Source organism: Nocardioides sp. J9 (genome assembly GCF_007829375.1).
GTDB lineage: Bacteria > Actinomycetota > Actinomycetes > Propionibacteriales > Nocardioidaceae > Nocardioides.
Map to the genome: position 1 here is coordinate 1 of NZ_VLJQ01000123.1, position 20,637 is coordinate 20,637.

A 20,637-nucleotide genomic window follows, 5' to 3' on the forward strand; every position below is an offset into this window, starting at 1 on the left:
AAGGGGGGCCCGGAACGTGACCCCACTTGCTGGGTGAGCGGGAAGGGCCGCAGAGACCAGGGGAAAGCGACTGTTTACTAAAAACACAGGTCCGTGCGAAGTTGCAAGACGATGTATACGGACTGACTCCTGCCCGGTGCTGGAAGGKTAAGAGGACGGGTTAGACGCAAGTCGAAGCTCAGAATTTAAGCCCCAGTAAACGGCGGTGGTAACTATAACCATCCTAAGGTAGCGAAATTCCTTGTCGGGTAAGTTCCGACCTGCACGAATGGAGTAACGACTTTCCTACTGTCTCAACCATGGACTCGGCGAAATTGCACTACGAGTAAAGATGCTCGTTACGCGCGGCAGGACGGAAAGACCCCGGGACCTTTACTATAGTTTGGCATTGGTGTTTGGTTCGGCTTGTGTAGGATAGGTGGGAGACTGTGAAGCCTCGACGCCAGTTGGGGTGGAGTCATCGTTGAAATACCACTCTGGTCGTACTAGATGTCTAACCTAGGGCCATGATCTGGTTCAGGGACAGTGCCTGATGGGTAGTTTAACTGGGGCGGTTGCCTCCCAAAATGTAACGGAGGCGCTCAAAGGTTCCCTCAGCCTGGTTGGCAATCAGGTTTCGAGTGTAAGTGCACAAGGGAGCTTGACTGTGAGACAGACATGTCGAGCAGGGACGAAAGTCGGAACTAGTGATCCGGCGACTCCGAGTGGAAGGGTCGTCGCTCAACGGATAAAAGGTACCCCGGGGATAACAGGCTGATCTTCCCCAAGAGTCCATATCGACGGGATGGTTTGGCACCTCGATGTCGGCTCGTCGCATCCTGGGGCTGGAGTAGGTCCCAAGGGTTGGGCTGTTCGCCCATTAAAGCGGCACGCGAGCTGGGTTTAGAACGTCGTGAGACAGTTCGGTCCCTATCCGCCGCGCGCGTAGGAAACTTGAGAAAGGCTGTCCCTAGTACGAGAGGACCGGGATGGACGAACCTCTGGTGTGCCAGTTGTACCGCCAGGTGCAGGGCTGGTTGGCTACGTTCGGAAGTGATAACCGCTGAACGCATCTAAGCGGGAAGCACGTTTCAAGATGAGGTTTCCCACCCCTTGTGGGTTAAGGCCCCCAGCAGAACACTGGGTTGATAGGCCGGAGGTGTACAGCAGCAATGCCCAGCCGACCGGTACTAATAGGCCGAAGACTTGCCACAACAAACCCCCAACACACTCCAACAACACGTGCCTGACACGTGGATTCCAAACAGGGGCAACACACCGCACGCGTCCACTAACAAGATCCAACCCCCACCAGGGACGGACCACCCACCACCAGCCCGAGCAATCGGAACCTGGATGGCACCGGTCCGACGGCCCGAACAGGGGTTCATAGAGTTACGGCGGCCATAGCGGCAGGGAAACACCCGGTCCCATCCCGAACCCGGAAGTTAAGCCTGCCAGCGCCGATGGTACTGCAACCGAGAGGATGTGGGAGAGTAGGACGCCGCCGGACAAACATTCCAGTAGAGGCCACCCCATGGGTGGCCTCTACTGTGTTTTCGGGACAGACTTCTCTCATCTCAATAGCGATCTCAGACGGAGCAGGTGCACGAACGTGGCAGACCAGCGTGGTGGACGCCGGGACGGCGGTTCTCGGCAGGGTGGCCCTCGCCAGGGGCAGGGCGGCAGCCGAGGCGGAGCGGGTGCGTCCCGCGGCGACGGCAAGGGTCGCGGCAGCTCCGGACGGGATCGCAAGCCGTTCGAGCGCAAGGACGGCGACCGCAAGCCGGCCGGCGCCCGGGGCGGCCAGGGGCGCGGCAAGCCTGCCGGTCAGGGTGAGCGCCGCGGTGGCGAGTCCCGCCGCGAGCGGCCCGAACGGACCGCGTCGCAGGCTGTCTACGACGGCCCGCCGCTGCCCGACGACATCACCGGCAGCGAGCTGGACGCCTCGGTGCGCGCCCAGCTGCGCAGCCTCCCGGAGAAGCTCGCACTGCGCGTGGCGCGCCACCTCGCCGCCGCCGGCCAGCTCGTCGACGACGACCCGGAGACGGCGTACCAGCACACCCTGGCCGCCAAGGCCCGCGCGTCGCGGATCGCGGTCGTGCGTGAGGCCGTCGGCGAGTCGGCCTACGCGGCCGGTCACTACGCCGAGGCGCTCGCGGAGCTGCGTGCGGCGAAGCGGATGAACGGCGCGACGGCCTACCTGCCGATCATGGCGGACTGCCACCGCGCGCTGGGGAACCCCACCCGTGCCCTCGAGCTCGCCAAGAGCCCGTCCGTCGCGAAGTTCCCCTCGGCTGCCAAGGCGGAGATGACCATCGTCGAGGCCGGCGCCCGCCGCGACCTCGGTCAGATGGACGCCGCGCTGCGCACGCTCGAGGTCTCGCCGCTCAACAGCAAGAGCCGCGAGCCGTGGGTGGTGCGCCTGCGCTACGCCTACGCGGACACCCTCGAGGCCGCCGGCCGGCTCAACGACGCCCTCACCTGGTTCCACAAGACCAACGCGATCGACTCCGAGGAGGTCACCGACGCGGCCGACCGCGCCATGTCCCTCGAGAAGCGGGTCGACCGGGACTGAGGACCGCCGCAGCGGCCTACTCGGTCGGCTGGGTCGGGTCCGGGCGTGCGCTGAAGGTGACGATCGCCTGCTCCGCGCCCGCCGGCTTGGTGTCCCAGCGGACGTCCTCGCGGAACGCGATCCGGACCTGGTCGACGACGGCAACCACCGGTGCGTCGGCCTCGAGCCTGAGGACCACCGAGTCTCCGGTGACCAGTCGCTGGCCCTCGGGGTTCACCAGCTCGGAGCAGAACTGCTCGGGGCGGGTCGTCACGCCCACGGTGCCGCGTCGGCACAGCAGGGGAGTGATCTCGAGGTCGGCGCTCGTGGTGGCGTGCACCTTCACCCCGGAGACGCGCAGCGTGCGGTCGAAGCCCTCCGAGGCGCTGAACATGCCGACGTAGAGCGGCGTGCCGACGACCCCGGGGGCGCTGACCGTCTTGCCGGTGGTCGGCAGGTCCTCGGGCGTCATGGCGTACCAGACGAACCAGCCGAGGAGCAGGAGCACGCCGGCCGCGGCGATGAGCAGGCGACCGGTGCGCGACTGGAGCGAGATCCGGGGGAGCGGGGGCTCGTCGAGTCCGTTGCCGGTGCGCGCGACCGTCTCCCGGGTGCGGCGGGAACGCGGCGCAGGCCGCTCGGCAGGACGCTTGCGGGAGGGCTTCTCCGCCCGTCGTCGGCCTGGCTGGCGGGTGGTGTCGGGCGCGATTCCCCCGTCGGTCATGGTCGAACCTTAGGACACCGGTACGCGCAGTGGGTGCACGTGTCACACTCCTGCGCATGACCTTCCCGGCGGTGCGGATCCCGGAGCAGCCCAAGCGCCCCACCCTCGAGGGCAACGTCGCGGTCCGCGAGGGCCGGCGCCTCAGCTTCGCGGAGTACGGCTCGCCGCGCGGCCCGGCGCTCGTGTGGATGCACGGGACCCCCGGAGCCCGGCGCCAGATCCCGGTCGACGCCCGCCGGTACGCCGAGGAGGCGGGCATCCGGATCATCGGCATCGACCGGCCCGGGATCGGCTCCTCCACGCCGCACCTCTACCCGAACATCCTCGACTGGACCGAGGACCTCGTGCTGCTGCTCGAGGCGCTGGCGATCGAGGACCTGTCCGTCGTCGGTCTCTCCGGTGGTGGTCCCTACGCCCTGGCGGCCGGCGTCGCGCTGCCCGACCGCGTGCACGGCGTCGGCGTGCTCGGCGGCGTCGCGCCCACCCGCGGCGCCGACGCGGCCGACGGCGGGCCGATCCAGCTGGCCGTGCACGCAGCGCCGCTGATCTCGGCGGCCCGGGTGCCGCTCGGGGTCGCGCTCACCGGTGTGATCCGGGGCGTGAAGCCGCTGGCCGGCCCTGCCCTCGACCTCTACGCCGCCGTGCAGCCGCCCGGTGACAAGACCCTGCTCGGCCGGCCCGAGTTCAAGGCGATGTTCCTCGACGACCTGCTCAACGGCAGCCGGTTCCAGACCTCCGCCCCGCTGTCGGACCTCGTGCTGTTCACCCGCGACTGGGGCTTCCGGCTCGAGGACGTGAAGGTGCCCGTGCGCTGGTGGCACGGCGACGACGACCACATCGTGCCCTTCCGGCACGGTCAGCACTGCGTCGAGCGCCTCCCGGACGCGACGATGACGGTCATCGACGGGGAGAGCCACCTGGGCGGCCTCGGTGTCGCGAAGCAGGTCATGGACGAGCTGATCGGGCTGCGCCCGGCAGCCGGGTCGGGCGAGTAGTCCAGGACACACGGCCGGATCACTGGTGTCGGCGTGTCCCATGCGACACAATGGTCACCACAACCACACAATTGTCGCTCATGACGGATGCTGCTGGCTCCGGGACTGCGACCGCTTCCGAGGAGACCGCTGGGGAAGGCGTATCTCGCGCCGGAGGTAGGGAGAAGTCGAGGAGTTCGTGGTGACCGGAAGCATGAGTGCAACCAGGGGCGTGTTCTACGTCCACTCTGCGCCGTCCGCGCTGTGCCCTCACATCGAGTGGGCCGTGGGTGGCGTTCTCGGCGTGCCCGTGAACCCGCACTGGACGCCGCAGCCGGCCCAGTCGGGCAGCTACCGCTGCGAGTTCTCGTGGACCGGCAAGGTCGGCGCCGCCGCGGAGATCGCCTCGGCCCTGCGCGGCTGGAACCACCTGCGCTTCGAGGTCACCGAGGAGCCGACCGCGACCACCGAGGGCGCCCGGTTCTCCTACACGCCCGACCTCGGCGTCTTCCACGCGGTCACCGGCCTGCACGGCGACATCATGATCCCCGAGGACCGGCTCAAGGCCGCCGTCGTGCGCGCGGCGATGGGTGAGGTCACCCTCGAGAACGAGATCGACAAGCTGCTCGGCAAGCCCTGGGACGACGAGCTGGAGACCTTCCGGCACGCCGGCGAGGGCGCCCCGGTGCGCTGGCTGCACCAGGTGGTCTGACCGGCGGTCGGGCAGACCGACCCGACGTCGTACCTCCCCGAGACAGAAGAAGGGCCCGGCGCGTTCGCGCCGGGCCCTTCGTGCACCTCGTACGACGTCAGCTCGGCGTCCCGAAGATGACGGCCACGTTGGCGCCACCGAACCCGAAGGAGTTGTTCAACGCAGCGATGTCGCCGAGTGGGAGGTCCCGGACCTTCGTCGCCACGTCGAGCTCGACCTTCGGGTCCTGCTCGTCGAGGTTGATGGTGGGCGGAGCAGTGCGGTGGTGCAGCGCAAGCACCGTCGCGACGCCCTCGAGGGCGCCGGCACCACCGAGGAGGTGGCCGGTCATCGACTTCGTCGCGGAGACCACCAGGTCGTTCGCCGCCGAGCCGAGGACGGCGTGGAGCATGAGCGACTCGGCGACGTCACCCTGCGGGGTGGAGGTCGCGTGGGCGTTCACGTGCTTGATGTCGGACGGCGCGACCCCGGCGTCGTGGACGGCCAGCCGGATGGCGCGGGTGCCGCCGCGGCCCTCCGGGTCGGGCTGCGCGATGTCGTGGGCGTCCGCGGTGATGCCGGTGCCGAGAACCTCGGCGTAGATCCGGGCGCCACGAGCCGTCGCGTGCTCGTAGGACTCAAGCACGAGCGCACCGGCACCCTCGCCGAGCACGAAGCCGTCACGACCGGTGTCGAACGGGCGGGAGACCGTCGTCGGGTCAGCGTCGTTCTTCGACAGGGCCATCATGTTCGCGAACGCGGCGATGGGCAGGGGGTGGATGGCCGCCTCGGTGCCGCCGGCGACCGCGACGTCGACCCGGCCGAGCCGGATCTGGTCGGCGGCCAGCGAGATCGCCTCGTTGCCCGACGCGCACGCCGAGACCGGAGTGTTGACCGGGCCGCGGGCGCCGAGCTTGAGGCTGATGGTCGCGGCCGGGGCGTTGGCCATCAGCATCGGGACGGCGATGGGGGAGACCCGCCGCGGCCCCTTCTCGAGCAGCACCTCGTGGTTGCTGAGCAGCGTCTGGACGCCGCCGATGCCGGAGGCGAAGGCGACGCCGAAGCGCTCGGCGTCGAGGTCCCCGGCCTCCTTGACGCCGTCGAGGCCCGAGTCGGCCCACGCCTCGAGTGCCGCCACCAGCGCGAGCTGGGAGGAGCGGTCGAGGCGGCGGGCGACGACGCGGTCGAGGACCTCGGTCGGGTCCACGGCGGCGGTGCCGCCGATCTTGACCGGGAGACCGTCAGCCATGTCGCCGAGGGGACGGATCCCCGAACGGCCGGCGAGGAGGCCCTCCCAGGTGCTGGCGACGTCGCCGCCGAGCGGGCTCGTGGTGCCCAGGCCGGTCACGACGACACGAGTGCGGGACATGGCTGTCGGTCTCCTTCGTGAGTCAGGGGGTGGTGCAGGCGGTGCCGGAGCAGGTGCTCAGGCGGCCTGGTTCTTCTCGATGTAGGCGACGGCGTCGCCCACGGTCTTGAGGTTCTTGACCTCGTCGTCGGGGATGGTGACGCCGAACTTCTCCTCGGCCTCGACCACGACCTCGACCATCGACAGCGAGTCCACGTCGAGGTCGTCGCTGAACGACTTGTCCAGCTGGACGTTCTCGGCCGGGATGCCCGCGACCTCGTTGACGATCTCGGCAAGGGCGGCGCGGATCTCTTCGGTGCTCATCTTCTCTCCAGGGTTGTTGGTGGAACTCGGTGGTCAGGGGATGGTGACGACCTGCGCGGCGTACGCGAGGCCGGCACCGAAGGCGATCAGGAGCGCGAGGTCTCCGGACCTCGCCTCGCCTTCGGCGATCATGCGGTCGAGGGCCAGCGGGATCGACGCGGCGGAGGTGTTGCCGGCGTCGATGATGTCGCGGGCGATCCGGACCGAGTCGGGCAGCTTCAGCGCCCGGGCCATGGTGTCGGTGATCCGGTTGTTGGCCTGGTGGGGGATGAAGCAGTCGAGCTGGTCGGCGGTGATGCCGGCTCGGTCGAGCGCCTGCTGCGCCACCTTGGCCATGCCGTACGACGCCCAGCGGAAGACCTCGTTGCCCTTCATCGACAGGTACGGCATGCCGGAGCCCTGGGCGAGGACGTCGCGCCAGTCCGGGGTGCGGATGTGGTCGTAGTGCTCGCCGTCGGAGCCCCACACGACCGGACCGATGCCGGGGGTCTCGGACGGTCCCACGACGACGGCGCCGGCGCCGTCGGCGAAGATGAACGCCGTGCCCCGGTCGGTCGGGTCGGTGATGTCGGACAGCTTCTCCACGCCGATCACCAGCACGTGGCCGGCGCTGCCGCCGCGCACCATGTCGTTGGCGAGCGCGACGCCGTGGCAGAAGCCGGCGCAGGCCGCGGAGATGTCGAACGCCGCGGGCTGCGTGGTGCCGAGGGCGTGGGCGACTGCGGTCGCCGCCGACGGGGTCTGCAGCAGGTGGCTGACGGTCGCCACGATGACGGCGTCGACCTGCCCGGCCTCGATCCCGGCGTTGGACAGGGCTTCGCGCGACGCGGCGACGGCCATCGAGACGACGGTCTCGTCGTCGCCGGCGAAGCGCCGGGTCCTGATGCCCGAGCGCTGCTGGATCCACTCGTCGCTGGAGTCGATCTGGTCGACGATCTCCGCGTTGGAGACCACACGGGCGGGGCGGTAGGCACCCACGCCGAGGAAGGCAGCGTGGGCAGGTCCGGTCTCGGTGCGCAGTGTTGCGGTCATGCGGGCACCACCTGGTCGGCCGTCGCGTGCTTCTCGCAGAAGGCGCGGGCCTCCTCGAGCTGGTCGGGGTTGTCGAGCGAGAACGTCTCGACGGCCAGGTCGCGGCCGCGGAACCAGCGCTTCGCGATGCCGGTGAGCGTGCCGGACGGCGGCAGCTCCAGCAGGCCGGTGACGCCGAGGTCGGCCATCCGCTCGAGGCAGAGGTCCCAGCGCACCGGGCGGGCGATCTGGCCGACGATCCGGTCGAGGACCTCACGGCCGTCCTCCAGCACCGAGCCGTCGGAGTTGGTGATGAAGGGGACCCGGGCGTCGGCGACGGTGACCGCGGCGGCGAGGGCGGTGACGTGGTCGACGGCCGGGGCCATGTGCGGGGAGTGGAACGCGCCGGCGACCGACAGCGGCCGGGGCCGGGCACCCTTCGGCGCCGCGGCGGCGAACGCCTCGAGCTGCTCGAGCGTGCCGGCGGCGACGATCTGGCCGGGGCCGTTGTCGTTGGCGGGGGTGAGCCCGTGCTCCTCGATCGCCGCGAGCACCTCGTCACGATCGCCGCCGAGGACGGCGGTCATCCCGGTCGGGGTGACCGCAGCGGCGTCGGCCATCGCCCGGCCGCGCTCGCGGACCAGCACCATGGCCTGCTCGTCGCTGAGGACGCCGGCGGCGACGGCGGCGGCGATCTCACCGACGCTGTGGCCGGCGACGGCCGCCGGCGCGGCGCCGAGCCGACCAGCCGCCAGCAGCGCGGAGGCCACGAGGAGGGGCTGGGCGACCTTGGTGTCGCGGATGGTGTCCTCGTCGGCCTCGGTGCCGTGGTGCGCCAGGTCGAGCCCGGCGACGGCGGAGAGCCAGCCGAGGCGCGCGGCACAGGCCGGGTCCTCCAGCCAGGGCGAGAGGAATCCGGGAGTCTGTGCCCCCTGTCCGGGGGCCACGATCACGAGCACGGGTCCAGCCTGCCGGGCACGGGCCCGCGAACGCGCCTGTGCCTCCGACGAACTTGGACCGGCGGCTTTGTAGGGGTCCCACAACCTGCGGCCCGGGCACGGGCGCGGAGGGTCAGACGCCGGCCTGGCGCCCCAGCACGAGGGCGAGCTGCAGCACGAGCGCGTCCCGGGGGACCGACGGGGTCAGCCCGGTCGCGTCGGCTATCTGGCCGAGCCGGTAGCGCACCGTGTTGGCGTGCACGAACAGCGCGCGGGCGGTCGCCTCGATCCCGCCGCCGTTGGCGAAGTAGGCCACCAGGGTCTCGACGAGCTCGCCGCGGGCCTCGGCCAGCGGGCGGTAGAGCTGCTCGACGGCATCGACCCGGGCCGCGTCGTCCCCGGCGAGGATCCGCTCGGGGAGCAGGTCGTGCGCCGAGACCGGGCGGGGAGCGTCGGGCCAGCCGACGGCTGCGCGCAGCGCGCCGAGTGCCACGGCCGCCGAGCGGTGGGCGGTCGCGAGGTCGGCCGCGGTCGGGCCGACGACGACCGGGCCGTCGCCGAAGAGGTCGACCAGCACGGCCGCGTCCTTCTCCGGGGTTCCGACACCGCCGAGGATCACGACGAGCAGGTGGCCCTGCACGGCGCAGAGCGCGTCCAGGCCCCGCTCGCGCGCCTTGCGGCGTACGGCGTCGAAGGCCTCGGTCGGGGCACCTGCTGCCTCGGCGGGCGCGTTGCCGACGACGACCGCGACGTCGCCGCGGGCGGCCCAGCCGACCGCGCTGGCACGGGAGAGCACCGACTCGTCGGTCTCGGCACGCAGCACGGCGTCGACGACGAGCGCCTCGAGGCGGGCGTCCCAGCGGCCACGGACCTCCGCCGCCCGCGCGTACACCTCGGCCGTGGCGAAGGCGACCTCGCGGCCGTAGCGCAGCACCGAGGCGTGCACCTCGTCCATGACGTCCGGCTCGAGCAGCAGCTGGATGTTGCGCTCCACCTCGTCGATCGTGAGCTTGATCAGCTCGACGGTCTGGTGGAGGTCGATGACGCCGGCCATCGCGCGCGGCGCGGCGCCGAAGACCTGGATGACCACCTCGTCGTCGTCCGGGTCGACCCCGCCGCCGTCGGCGAACCAGTCGACGAAGCCCTTCACGCCGGCCTGCACGATCATGCCGACCCAGGAGCGCTCCTCGGCGCCGAGCGAGCGGAACCAGGCGAGGTCGGACTCCATCCGGGCCACGGCCGCGGTGCTCAGGGAGCCGGTCGCCGCCCGCAGCTGCCGGGTGGCGCTCTCGCGGGCCTGGGGTCCGGTCGGCGACATGGCACCAGCGTAGGACCCTCGGCCCCGTCACGGATCGTCCCGGGTGGGTGTCACGCGCGACCACGGTCGTGGTTGAATCGCGCATCACCTGCTAGCAGCCAGCAAGCACCTGCCGGCTCGCCGACGAGGGGGTGCCCATGACGGGAACGACTCACCGCGCCGAGCAGCACGACGACGTGCAGTTCGTCACCATCCACGGCAAGAAGCGCGCCTTCGTGAAGAAGGGCGAGGGGCCGGTCCTCCTGCTCCTGCACGGCCTCGCCTGCGACCACACGACGTGGACGCCGGTGATCGACCGGCTCGCCGAGAAGTACACGGTCGTCGCGCCGGACCTGCTCGGCCACGGCCTCTCCGACAAGCCGCGCGCCGACTACACGCTCGGAGGCTACGCCAACGGCATGCGTGACCTGCTCACCGTGCTGGGCATCGACAAGGTCACCGTCGTCGGCCACAGCTTCGGGGGTGGAGTGGCGATGCAGTTCGCCTACCAGTTCCCCGAGCGCACGCAGCGGGTCATGCTCGTCGCGACCGGGGGCCTCGGGCCGGACGTCACGCCCCTGATCAAGCTGATCCAGGTCCCCGGCTGGTTCCGGGTGATGGGGGCGCTCACCCTGCCCGGCCTGCGCCACCTGGAGACCTTCGCGCTCCGGACCGCGCACGAGTACGGCGGCGTCGGGCCCTTGCGCCCGGTCACCCGCGACCTCGGCGAGATCGCCGACATCGTCGAGTCCTGGAAGGACCGCCGCACCCGGTTCGCGATCCGCCACCTCGTCCGCGCGGTGATCGACTGGCGCGGCCAGATCGTCACGATGGCCGACCGGGCCTACCTCAGCGAGGCGATGCCGATGGCCGTGGTGTGGGGCCAGGACGACCGGGTGATCCCCGTGCGGCACGCGAGCAACGCGGCCGCGCTCGCGCCGGACGTGCGGGTCGAGGTGCTCGCCGACGCGGGCCACTTCCCGCACAAGGACCACCCCGGGGAGTTCGCCCGGATCCTCGACGAGTTCGTCAGCACGACCGAGCCGGCGTCGTACAGCCGCGCGCGGTTCCGGCGCCTGCTCAAGGCCGGTGCGTCCGCAGAGGTGCCGTCACCGGCACCGGTGGTGCGGGTGACGACGCCTGCCTAGCGGCGCACGTCAGGCGTCGCCGCCCTCCTGCTTGCGGTCGGCGACGGCGGTCGGGTCGTCGATCCGGTAGCGCTCGAGCGCCTCCTTCACCCGGCCCGGGTCGATCTCGCCGGCATCGGCGAGGGCGGCCAGGGTCTGGACCACGACCGACTCGGCGTCGACCTGGAAGAACCGGCGGGCGGCGGGGCGGGTGTCGGCGAAGCCGAAGCCGTCGGCGCCGAGCACCCGGTAGTCCGCCGGCACCCACGGCGCGATCTGCAGCGGCACGGCCGTCATGTAGTCCGACACCGCCACGACCGGCGCCTGGGCGTTCGGGCCCTGGCCGAGCGCGTCGGTGACGAACGGCGTGCGGTGCTCCTCGTCGGGGTGCAGGAGGTTCCACTTGTCCGTCTTCACGCCCTCGCGGGCGAGCTCGTTCCACGAGGTGACCGACCAGGTCTCGGCGTGGACGCCCCACTCCTCCGCGAGGATCCGCTTCGCCTCGGCGATCCACGGGAAGCCGACGCCGGAGGCGAGCAGGCGCACCCGCGGGCCCTGCGCACCCTCGTCGGGCGTCGAGACGCGGTACATGCCCTTGAGCAGCGCGGCGACGTCGAGGTCCTCCGGCTCCGCGGGCTGGTCGACCGGCTCGTTGTAGACGGTGAGGTAGAAGATGATGTCCTCGCCCAGCGGGTGCTCCTCGCTGGTGCCGTACATCCGCTCCAGGCCCGAGCGCATGATGTGCCCGACCTCGTAGGCGAACGCGGGGTCGTAGTGCACGACCGCGGGGTTGGTGGCCGCGAGCAGCGGGGAGTGGCCGTCGGCGTGCTGCAGGCCCTCACCCGTCAGCGTCGTGCGGCCGGCCGTCGCGCCGACCAGGAAGCCGCGCGCGAGCTGGTCGGCCATCGCCCAGATCGAGTCACCGGTCCGCTGGAAGCCGAACATCGAGTAGAAGATGTAGAAGGGGATCATCGGCTCGCCGTGGGTGGAGTACGACGACCCGGCGGCGATCGCCGACGCCATCGCGCCGGCCTCCGAGATGCCCTCGTGCAGCAGCTGGCCCTGCGGCGACATCTTGTACTGCAGCAGCATGTTGCGGTCGACCGACTCGAAGGTCTGGCCGGCCGGGTCGTAGACCTTCGCCGACGGGAACATCGAGTCCATGCCGAAGGTGCGGTACTCGTCGGGCGCGATCGGCACGAAGCGCTTGCCGATCTCCGGGTCCTTCATCCAGTCGCGCAGCAGGCGCACCGCGGCCATCGTCGTGGCGACCTTGTGGTTGCCCGCGCCCTTCTTGAGCTCGGCGTACATGGCGTCCCCGGGCAGCCGGGGCGCCTTCGCGCGCACCACGCGGCGGGGGAGCGAGCCGCCCAGCTGGCGGCGCCGCTCCATCATGTACTCCATCTCGGGGGAGTCCTTGCCGGGGTGGAAGAACGGTGCCGTGCCGGTCGCCTCGTAGGCCGTCTCCAGGTCGCGGTCGCTGATGGGCAGGTAGAGCCGGTCGCGGAACTTCTTCAGGTCGTCCTGGGTCAGCTTCTTCATCTGGTGGGTGGCGTTGCGGCCCTCGAGGGCGTCGATCGTCCACCCCTTCACGGTGTGCGCCAGGATCACCGTCGGCTGGCCGACGGTCTTGGTCGCGGCGTCGAAGGCGGCGTAGACCTTGCGGTAGTCGTGCCCGCCGCGCGGCAGCTTCTCGATCTGCCGGTCGGTCATGTGCTCGACCATCGCGCGCAGGCGCGGGTCCGGGCCGAAGAAGTGCTCGCGGTTGTAGGCGCCGCTCTCGACCGAGAAGGTCTGGAAGGCGCCGTCCGGCGTCGCGTTCATCTTGTTGACCAGCACGCCGTCGACGTCGCGGGCCAGCAGTGCGTCCCACTCGCGGCCCCAGACGACCTTGATGACGTTCCAGCCGGCGCCGCGGAAGTAGGCCTCCAGCTCCTGGATGATCTTGCCGTTGCCGGTGACCGGGCCGTCGAGCTGCTGCAGGTTGCAGTTGATGACCCAGGTGAGGTTGTCGAGCTCCTCGCGCGCGGCGACCCGGATCGCGCCCAGCGACTCGGGCTCGGCCATCTCGCCGTCACCGAGGAAAGCCCACACGTGCTGCTGGCTGGTGTCCTTGATGCCGCGGTTGTGCAGGTAGCGGTTGAACCGCGCCTGGTAGATCGAGTTGATGCCGGTCAGGCCCATCGAGACCGTCGGGAACTCCCAGAAGTCCGGCATCAGCCGCGGGTGCGGGTACGACGGCAGGCCGGCGCCGGGACCGTGCTGGACCTCCTGGCGGAACCGGAACAGCTGCTCCTCGGTCAGCCGGCCCTCGAGGAACGCGCGGGCGTAGATGCCGGGGGAGGCGTGGCCCTGGATGAACAGCTGGTCGCCGCCGCCCGGGTGGTCCTTGCCGCGGAAGAAGTGGTTGAAGCCGACCTCGTACAGCGAGGCGCTCGACTGGTACGTGGCGATGTGGCCGCCGACCTCGAGGCCCTTGCGGTTCGCGCTCGACACCATGACCGCGGCGTTCCACCGGATGAACGCGCGGATCCGGCGCTCGACGTCCTCGTCACCGGGGAACCACGGCTCGCGCTCCGGCGGGATCGTGTTGATGTAGTCGGTGCTGCGCAGCGCCGGGACGCCGACCTGCTTCTGCCGCGCACTCTCGAGCAGGCGGAGCATGACGTACCGGGCGCGCTCGCGCCCCCGCTCCTCGACCATGGCGGTGAAGGAGTCGATCCAGTCCTGGGTCTCGTCCGGATCGATGTCCGGCAGCTGGGTGGGCAGACCCTCGTGGATGACCGAGGCGGGGCGGGTGGCCGGGGTGTGGCCGGGGGCTGTGGCGTCGGGGGTGTCGGAGGTCACGTCCCCATCCTTCCACCCGGAGGCCAGCCGCGGAATCTACCCGGGAGTAGCCCCGGCAGCGGCCCGAGCGGCGCCGAGCACACGTCCCGGGGGCCTGCTCGCGAGGGTCTCCACGGCCGCTCCCGGGGGTCCGGAGAGCGAGCCGACCCGCCGCGAGGGTTGCGCACGCCGCCCCGACTCCGCTGGACTAGGGCCCGTCCCGCAGCAGGCGGGGCTTCGTCGTACCCGAAAAGCCTGGAGGAAGCACCGTGACTTCGACCGCCCCTGGCGGCACCACCCCGACCGGACCTGCCGATCGGATGGGTCTCAAGCCCGGGATGGTGGTCCAGGAACTCGGCTGGGACAATGACACCGACGACGAGCTCCGGATCGCGATCGAGGACGCGATCGACGGGGACATGGTCGACGGCGACTACGGCAACGTGGTCGACGCGGTCGTGCTGTGGTGGCGCGACGACGACGGTGACCTGGTCGACGGGCTCGTCGACTCGCTGACCGACCTCGTCGGCGGCGGCGTGATCTGGCTGCTGACGCCCAAGATCGGGCGCCCCGGGGCGGTGGACGCGGCCGACATCGCCGAGGCCGCGCCGATCGCCGGTCTCGCGCAGACGACGGCGGTCACGGTGAGCAAGGACTGGGCCGCGACGAAGCTGGTCGCCCCCAAGTCGGTCTCCTGAGTCACTGCGACACCGCGTCCCATACCCTGATCTGCATGGGGAAGATCGCCAGCCGCGTCACCGACGCCGGCACGAGCCTGAAGATCCTGACCGAGGCCGGCATCGTCCGCCCCTACTCGCCGAAGGTCATCGGCGGCATGGTCAACGCGCTCCTGAAGTGGAGCACCACCCCGGCCGGCGGCTTCAAGACCATCGCGCTGCGGATGCCCCAGCAGGTGGCGATCATCGACGAGCGCGGCTCGATCACCTTCTCCGAGCTGCACGAGCGCACCAACGCGCTCGCCCACGGCCTGCGCGCCCGCGGCGTGAAGGCAGGTGACGGCGTCGCCGTCATGTGCCGCAACCACCGCGGCTTCATCGAGGCGTCCATCGCCATCAGCAAGCTCGGCGCGGACGTGCTCTACCTCAACACCGCCTTCGCCGGGCCCCAGCTGGCCGACGTGCTCGAGCGCGAGGCGCCGCGCGTGGTCGTGCACGACGAGGAGTTCACCGAGCTGCTCTCGCGCGCCGACATCGCCGACCGCGTGCTCGGCTGGACCGACGACGACGCCGGCGAGGACAGCCTCGAGGGGATCATCGCCGCGCAGCTGCGCTCCGGGAACACCGGCGACCTCGAGCCGGCCGGCCGCAAGGGCCGCACCATCATCCTGACCTCCGGCACCACCGGGACCCCGAAGGGCGCCCCGCGCCCCCAGGGCGGCCTGCCCGCCGCGATCTCGCTGCTGTCGCGGATGCCTCTCAAGAGCGGGTGGAAGTCCCACGTCGCCGCGCCGCTCTTCCACACCTGGGGCTTCGCGCACTACCAGCTCGCGATGGTGCTCGGCACCACCCTCGTGCTGACCCGCAAGTTCGACCCCGAGGACGCGCTGCGCATCCTGCACGAGGAGCAGTGCGACTCCTTCGCGGTCATCCCCGTCATGCTCCAGCGGATCCTCGCGCTGCCCGAGGAGACCCTCGACAAGTACCCGCTGCCGAACCTCAAGGCCGTCGCCTCGTCCGGCTCCGCGCTGCCCGGCGACCTGCCGACCCGCTGGATGGACCGGTACGGCGACAACCTCTACTCCGTCTACGGGTCCACCGAGGTCGCCTGGGGGTCGATCGCGTCACCGCAGGACCTGCGCGAGGCCCCCGGCTGCGCCGGCCGCCTCCCGCACCAGACGGTCGTGAAGATCCTCGATGCCGACGGGCGCGAGCTCCCCACCGGCGAGTCCGGCCGCATCTTCGTCGGCAACTCCCTGCAGATCGAGGGCTACACCGGCGGAGGGGGCAAGGAGGTCGTCGACGGCCTCATGTCCTCCGGCGACGTCGGCCGCCTCGACGAGGAGGGTCGCCTCTACGTCGAGGGCCGCGACGACGAGATGATCGTCTCCGGCGGCGAGAACGTCTTCCCCAAGGAGGTCGAGGACTGCATCGCCAGCCACGACCAGGTCGCCGAGGTCGCCGCCCTCGGCGTCGGCGACGACGACTTCGGCCAGCGGCTGCGCGCGTTCGTGGTCCCCGTGCCCGGCGCCGAGCTCACCGAGGACGACGTCAAGGCGCACGTGCGGGCCAACCTCGCCCGCTACAAGGTGCCGCGCGAGGTCGTCTTCCTCGACGAGCTGCCGCGCAACGCCACCGGCAAGGTCCTCAAGCGCGACCTCGCCACCCACGACGACGCCGGGTCCGGGGCGTGAGCGCCAGCGGCGCGACCGGCCTCCAGCTCGGCGAGGTCGCCCCCGACTTCACCCTGCGCGACCAGTTCGGCCAGGACGTCTCGCTGTCGTCGTACCGGGGGAGGAAGGCAGTCGCGCTCGTCTTCTACCCGTACGCGTTCAGCGGTGTGTGCACCGGCGAGATGGGTGGCATCCGCAGCCGGCTCGACCAGTTCCTGACCTTCGACACCGAGGTCCTCGGCATCTCCTGCGACCCGGTCTACTCGCTGCGGGCGTTCAGCGACGCCGACGGCCTCAACTTCACCCTGCTCAGCGACTTCTGGCCGCACGGCGCGGTGTCCAGCGCGTACGGCGTCTTCGACGAGGTGGCCGGCTGCCCGGAGCGGTCGACCTACGTCATCGGCAAGGACGGGCGCATCTCCTGGGCCGTGCACCACCCCAAGCCCGCTGCACGCAGCCTCGAGGACATGCTCGAGGCCCTCCGTGCGGCCGGCGACGCCGACTGAGGGAAAAATGAGTTGAACCGCCGGCGTCTCGGGTCACCAGCGGTTCAACGAGTAGAACTCTAGCGGCCGCCCCGGGGTCGTCCAAGGGCTGGGAGCGATTTGGTTGAAAAATGACCCAAAGGGACTACCGGACCGGGGCCTGCGGACTACCGCTCCTTCCCGGATCCGGTCACCCGCGCGACCGGCGGGTGGAGTTGGGCCGCCGGCGGACGGCTCCGCTAGGCTGACCCGGCTCCTGGGGCGTATAGCTCAGCGGTAGAGCGCTTCGCTTACAACGAAGTGGTCGGGGGTTCGATCCCCTCTGCGCCCACCCATGCGTTGCCCTGCGGCCGTCGATGAGACGACTCTCATCGTCGGCTCATCGACGGCTCACGCCGGGCCGGAACAGTCCTCCTCGTCGGCCGAGCGGCCGGCGTACGCAACGAGGAGGAACCATGAAGAAGAAGCCCATCGCGCTCGCCGCGACCGGCCTGGTCGGGATGATGACCGCCGGCCTCACCATCAGCATGCTGGCGTGGCCCTCGCAGGCCGGCGCCTCCGACCTCGCGGTCAAGCGCGAGGAGGACACCCCGGACATCGTGCTCGTCAACGAGGACGACGACAACAACGACGACGACAACGGCGACGACGACGTCCGCGCCCGGGCCGCGGTCGACACCACCCGCAGCCGGGTCAGCCACAGCCGCAACACCCGTGGCGACCGCAGCCGGACCGGTGCGCGGAGCGGTCGCGACGACAGCCGCTCCGGCCGCGCGGTGCGGGACTGGACGCGCGACGGCAAGAACAACAAGCTCAAGCGCGACTGGTCCGCGAACCGGACCAACGACCGCAGCCGCAACAACACCCGCCGCTGACCATGGCCGAGGAGCTGTCCACCTGGGGCTTCGCCGAAGGGGACGCGATCACCCCCGAGCTGACCGCCGTGCGGCCGCTCGGGGGTGGCTCGGCCTACGAGGCCTGGCTCGCGTTCGACGAGGTCACCTACGGCCCGGTCGTCGTCAAGGTCGTCCGGCCCGCCGAGGCCGACGACGAGCACACGCTGCGGAGCATGGTGCGCGAGGCGACCGCGCTCGACGTCGCGCACCACCCGGTCGTCGTCCGCGGGCTGCGGTACGACGACGAGGGGCCCCGCCCGCACCTGGTGCTCGAGCACGTCGAGGGCCCCAGCCTGTCGCGGCTGATCCGGCGCCACCGCCGGCTCTCGCCGCAGCAGTACCTGCCGCTGGCGATCGACGTCGCCTCCGCGCTGCACTTCTTCCGCCGCGCCGACGTCTGCCACCTCGACATCAAGCCCAGCAACGTCATCATGGGCTCGCCGGCGCGGCTGATCGACCTGTCCGTCGCCCGGCCCGCCGACCGGGCCGCCGAGATCGACGGCCTCATCGGCACCGACGCCTACATGGCGCCCGAGCAGGCCGCCCCCGGCCCCTACGGCGTGCCCGGCTACGCCAGCGACGTCTGGGGCCTGGGCGCGACCCTCTTCCACGCGGTCGCCGGCTACGGGCCGTTCCGTGAGGGAGACCCGGAGGCGGCCGAGCCGGGGGAGCGCTTCCCGCAGCTGCGCGAGGCCCCCGCCGAGCTGCCCGGCGACGTACCGCCCACGGTGGAGAAGCTCGTCCACGCCATGCTCGAGCCCACCCCGGAGGACCGTCCGCTGCCCCACGAGGTCGCCGACGCCCTCGAGCCCGAGGTCGCCGCCCTCCCGGCCCCGAAGCTCAGCTGGAAGGGCTGAGCGACGTCTCAGCGCTCGAGCCGGTAGCCCATGCCGCGGACCGTGGTGATGGTGGCCGAGCCGAGCTTGCGGCGCAGGTAGCCGACGTAGACGTCGACGACGTTGGAGCCGGGGTCGAAGTCGAGGCCCCAGACGTGGTCGAGGAGCTGCTCGCGGGACAGCACCTGTCCGGCGTTGCGGAGGAAGACCTCGGCCAGCGCGAACTCGCGGGCGGAGAGCTCGACCTCGCGGCCACCCACCGTGGCGCGGCGGGTGCGCAGGTCGAGGTGGATGCCGCCGGCGGCGAGGCTCCCGGGCTCGGCGTCCCCCGACGGCGGGTGCTGGCGCAGGCGCAGCCGGATCCGCGCGCTCAGCTCGGCGTAGCGGAACGGCTTGGCCATGTAGTCGTCGGCCCCGCCCTCGAGCGCGCTGACCGTGTCGGTGACCGAGTCGCGCGCGGTGAGCACGATGACCGGGACCCGCGAGCCCTGCGCGCGCAGCTGGTCGAGCAGGTCGAAGCCGTCGAGGCCCGGCAGCCCGATGTCGAGCACGACGAGGTCGACGTCACCGGAGAGGGCCAGGTCGAGGCCGGTCGGGCCGTCGGCCGCGATCGTCGCCTGGTGCCCCTCGGCACGCAGGCCCTTCGCGACGAACGACGCGATCCGCTGCTCGTCCTCGACGATCAGGATGCGGGCCACGGGTCCTCCTCCCGGTCCGGCGCCGGTACGACGACCGGCACCTCGACGACGAAGCGCGCACCTGCGCGGGTGTGCGGGTCGACGTACGCGCTCCCGCCGTGGGCGTGGGCGATCGCGGCGACGATGGACAGGCCCAGCCCGAAGCCCTCGTCGCCGTCGGGCACGCGGGCGCGGCCGAACCGCCCGAAGATCCGCTCGCGGTCCTCCGGCGCGACCCCGGCGCCGTCGTCCTGCACCCAGCAGCGCAGCGCGCTGTCGTGCAGCGCGGCGCCGACGGCGATCCGTCCGCCGGGTGCGGTGTGCTTGACGGCGTTGTCGGCCAGCGCCAGCAGGGCCTGCGTGATCCGCTGCCCGTCGACGACGACCTGCTCGGGCAGGGCGGGGGAGAGCTCCAGCACCCACTCCCGCTCGCCCAGGACCCGCGCCTTGCCGATCACCGAGGTCAGCAGGTCGGCGACGTCGGTCGGCCGGGCATCGAGGAAGTCCGGCCGGTCGCTCTTGGCGAGCAGGATGAGGTCGCCGACCAGGCGTGCCATCCGGTCGACCTCGTCGAGCAGCAGCGCCCGGGTCGCGTCGACCTCGACCGGGTCGCCGACGTCGAGCAGCTCGAGGTGGCCGCGCAGCACGGTCAGTGGCGTGCGCAGCTCGTGCCCCGCGTCGTCGAGGAACTGCCGCTGGTCCGAGAAGGACCGCTCCAGCCGGTCCAGCATCCCGTTGATCGTGCGGGTGAGGGCGGTGATGTCGTCGTTGCCGGTCTCGGGGAGCCGACGCGACAGGTCGGTGGCGCTGATGGCGTCGGCACCGACCCGCAGGGTGCGCAGCGGGCGCAGCAGCCGGCCCGACTGCCAGGCCGCAGCGCCGGTCACCAGCAGCGCGGTGGCGAGCGCGACCGCGGCGTACGTGCGCATCGTGCGCGCGAGCTCGCCGCGGTCCTCGGCCAGGTAGGTCACCACCACCAACGCCCCGGCCTCGCGGTCCTGCCGCACCGGCTGGCTGGTGATCCGGACCTCGCCGTCGGCGGTGTCGAGGTAGGTCGTGCCGCCCTCCGTGACCAGCGGGAGGGTCGCCTCGCGGAAGGCAGGGTCCTCGACGAGGTCGTCACCGGGGAAGCGGGCGATCGGTTCCTCGCCCACCCAGCCGACCAGCAGCTCGTCGTCGTCGGGGACGTTGCGCAGCAGGAAGCCCTCGAGCAGCTCGGGGATGGTCGCGAAGTCACCGGTCGCCTGCAGGGCCACGAACTCGTCGAGCTCCTGCTCCACCTCGCGCTGGGTGTCGGCCAGGATCGAGCGGCTCTCGATCAGCTGGACCACCACGCCGGCGGCCGCGGACCGAGAGCCCGCCGCGGCCGCCGGCATCAGTCGTCGTCATCCCGCTCGTGGTCGCTGTCGTCGCGGTCGTCCCGGTCGTCCCGGTCGTCCCGGTCGTCCCGGTCGTCCCGGTCGTCCCGGTCGTCCCGGTCGTCGCGGTCGTCGTCGTCGTGGTCGCCAGGACGGGGCGTCACCACGGGGACGCCGGTGGACCGCGTCGGCCGGCTGGTCGTGGCAGGCGATGCCGGGTCCGTGCCCGGCGAGGGGGT

The 20,637-nt window shown here is 71.3% G+C and carries 19 protein-coding genes, 1 tRNA gene and 2 rRNA genes; 12 read left to right on the plus strand and 10 right to left on the minus strand.

Translation table 11 applies throughout. The features are described 5' to 3' along the window. The 3 genes from L615_RS20885 to L615_RS20895 all read left to right on the plus strand — a co-directional run. Positions 1-1,193, plus strand: a 23S ribosomal RNA gene (locus L615_RS20885); the annotation flags it as partial. 182 nt (positions 1,194-1,375) lie between these two features. Next, a 5S ribosomal RNA gene (rrf, locus tag L615_RS20890) occupies positions 1,376-1,492 on the plus strand. 102 nt (positions 1,493-1,594) lie between these two features. Then, entirely contained in the window at positions 1,595-2,557 is a 963-nt protein-coding gene (locus tag L615_RS20895; protein ID WP_145726352.1) for a tetratricopeptide repeat protein, read from the plus strand. 16 nt (positions 2,558-2,573) lie between these two features. On the opposite strand, the gene L615_RS20900 is transcribed toward L615_RS20895, so the two are convergent. Further along, on the minus strand, positions 2,574-3,260 hold the full coding sequence (locus L615_RS20900; RefSeq protein ID WP_028656849.1) for a hypothetical protein: 687 nt from the start codon (positions 3,258-3,260) through the stop codon (positions 2,574-2,576). A 56-nt stretch (positions 3,261-3,316) separates the two neighbouring features. Here L615_RS20900 and L615_RS20905 point away from each other — a divergent pair, with 56 nt between their 5' ends. Both L615_RS20905 and L615_RS20910 read left to right on the plus strand, forming a co-directional pair. Next, on the plus strand, positions 3,317-4,255 hold the full coding sequence (locus tag L615_RS20905) for an alpha/beta fold hydrolase (protein ID WP_145726353.1): 939 nt from the start codon (positions 3,317-3,319) through the stop codon (positions 4,253-4,255). A gap of 193 nt (positions 4,256-4,448) precedes the next feature. Continuing rightward, a complete protein-coding gene (locus L615_RS20910; protein ID WP_028656851.1) occupies positions 4,449-4,946 on the plus strand; it encodes a DUF3145 domain-containing protein in 498 nt (165 codons plus the stop codon). A 97-nt stretch (positions 4,947-5,043) separates the two neighbouring features. Here L615_RS20910 and fabF read toward each other — a convergent pair whose 3' ends face one another. The 5 genes from fabF to L615_RS20935 form a co-directional block, all read right to left on the minus strand. Further along, positions 5,044-6,294, minus strand: coding sequence for a beta-ketoacyl-ACP synthase II (gene fabF / locus L615_RS20915; protein WP_028656852.1), 1,251 nt, complete (start codon positions 6,292-6,294; stop codon positions 5,044-5,046). A gap of 57 nt (positions 6,295-6,351) precedes the next feature. Further along, positions 6,352-6,597 carry an acyl carrier protein gene (locus tag L615_RS20920; protein WP_028656853.1) on the minus strand — a complete coding sequence of 82 codons (246 nt, stop codon included), beginning with the start codon at positions 6,595-6,597 and terminating at the stop codon, positions 6,352-6,354. 33 nt (positions 6,598-6,630) lie between these two features. After that, positions 6,631-7,629 carry a beta-ketoacyl-ACP synthase III gene (locus tag L615_RS20925; RefSeq protein WP_145726354.1) on the minus strand — a complete coding sequence of 333 codons (999 nt, stop codon included), beginning with the start codon at positions 7,627-7,629 and terminating at the stop codon, positions 6,631-6,633. After that, positions 7,626-8,567, minus strand: a complete 942-nt coding sequence (locus L615_RS20930; RefSeq protein WP_145726355.1) for an ACP S-malonyltransferase — start codon at positions 8,565-8,567, stop codon at positions 7,626-7,628. Before L615_RS20930 ends, L615_RS20925 begins: the two co-directional genes overlap by 4 nt. Before the next feature lie 112 nt (positions 8,568-8,679). Further along, positions 8,680-9,864, minus strand: coding sequence for a CdaR family transcriptional regulator (locus tag L615_RS20935; RefSeq protein WP_028656855.1), 1,185 nt, complete (start codon positions 9,862-9,864; stop codon positions 8,680-8,682). Positions 9,865-10,001: 137 nt separating this feature from the next. Between L615_RS20935 and L615_RS20940 the strand changes: the two genes are divergently transcribed. Then, positions 10,002-10,991 carry an alpha/beta fold hydrolase gene (locus L615_RS20940; protein ID WP_145726356.1) on the plus strand — a complete coding sequence of 330 codons (990 nt, stop codon included), beginning with the start codon at positions 10,002-10,004 and terminating at the stop codon, positions 10,989-10,991. A 9-nt stretch (positions 10,992-11,000) separates the two neighbouring features. Here L615_RS20940 and aceE read toward each other — a convergent pair whose 3' ends face one another. After that, positions 11,001-13,817, minus strand: a complete 2,817-nt coding sequence (gene aceE, locus L615_RS20945) for a pyruvate dehydrogenase (acetyl-transferring), homodimeric type (RefSeq protein WP_028656856.1) — start codon at positions 13,815-13,817, stop codon at positions 11,001-11,003. A gap of 248 nt (positions 13,818-14,065) precedes the next feature. On the opposite strand from aceE, the gene L615_RS20950 reads away from it, so the two are divergent. From L615_RS20950 to L615_RS20975, 6 genes are all read left to right on the plus strand, one after another. Next, complete coding sequence (locus tag L615_RS20950) at positions 14,066-14,494, plus strand: DUF3052 domain-containing protein (protein WP_028656857.1); 429 nt, start codon at positions 14,066-14,068, stop codon at positions 14,492-14,494. A gap of 35 nt (positions 14,495-14,529) precedes the next feature. Further along, positions 14,530-16,167 (plus strand): AMP-binding protein, encoded by a 1,638-nt coding sequence (locus L615_RS20955; RefSeq protein WP_145726357.1) that lies wholly within the window; start codon positions 14,530-14,532, stop codon positions 16,165-16,167. After that, complete coding sequence (locus L615_RS20960; RefSeq protein WP_145726358.1) at positions 16,164-16,652, plus strand: peroxiredoxin; 489 nt, start codon at positions 16,164-16,166, stop codon at positions 16,650-16,652. The genes L615_RS20955 and L615_RS20960 overlap by 4 nt, the downstream gene beginning before the upstream one ends. Positions 16,653-16,890: 238 nt before the next feature. Then, positions 16,891-16,962 (plus strand) — tRNA-Val (locus L615_RS20965). Between the two features lie 124 nt (positions 16,963-17,086). Beyond that, positions 17,087-17,506 (plus strand): hypothetical protein, encoded by a 420-nt coding sequence (locus tag L615_RS20970; RefSeq protein ID WP_036518855.1) that lies wholly within the window; start codon positions 17,087-17,089, stop codon positions 17,504-17,506. A gap of 2 nt (positions 17,507-17,508) precedes the next feature. After that, complete coding sequence (locus tag L615_RS20975; RefSeq protein ID WP_145726359.1) at positions 17,509-18,384, plus strand: serine/threonine-protein kinase; 876 nt, start codon at positions 17,509-17,511, stop codon at positions 18,382-18,384. 8 nt (positions 18,385-18,392) lie between these two features. On the opposite strand, the gene L615_RS20980 is transcribed toward L615_RS20975, so the two are convergent. From L615_RS20980 to L615_RS20990, 3 genes are all read right to left on the minus strand, one after another. Beyond that, positions 18,393-19,061: a response regulator transcription factor gene (locus tag L615_RS20980; protein WP_145726360.1), complete on the minus strand. Its 669-nt coding sequence runs from the start codon at positions 19,059-19,061 to the stop codon at positions 18,393-18,395. Then, entirely contained in the window at positions 19,046-20,416 is a 1,371-nt protein-coding gene (locus L615_RS20985; protein ID WP_145726361.1) for a cell wall metabolism sensor histidine kinase WalK, read from the minus strand. The genes L615_RS20980 and L615_RS20985 overlap by 16 nt, the downstream gene beginning before the upstream one ends. Next, positions 20,416-20,637, minus strand: a 222-nt coding sequence (locus tag L615_RS20990) for a hypothetical protein (RefSeq protein ID WP_222430646.1), incomplete at its 5' end; no start/stop codon positions are given. The genes L615_RS20990 and L615_RS20985, both read right to left, overlap by 1 nt.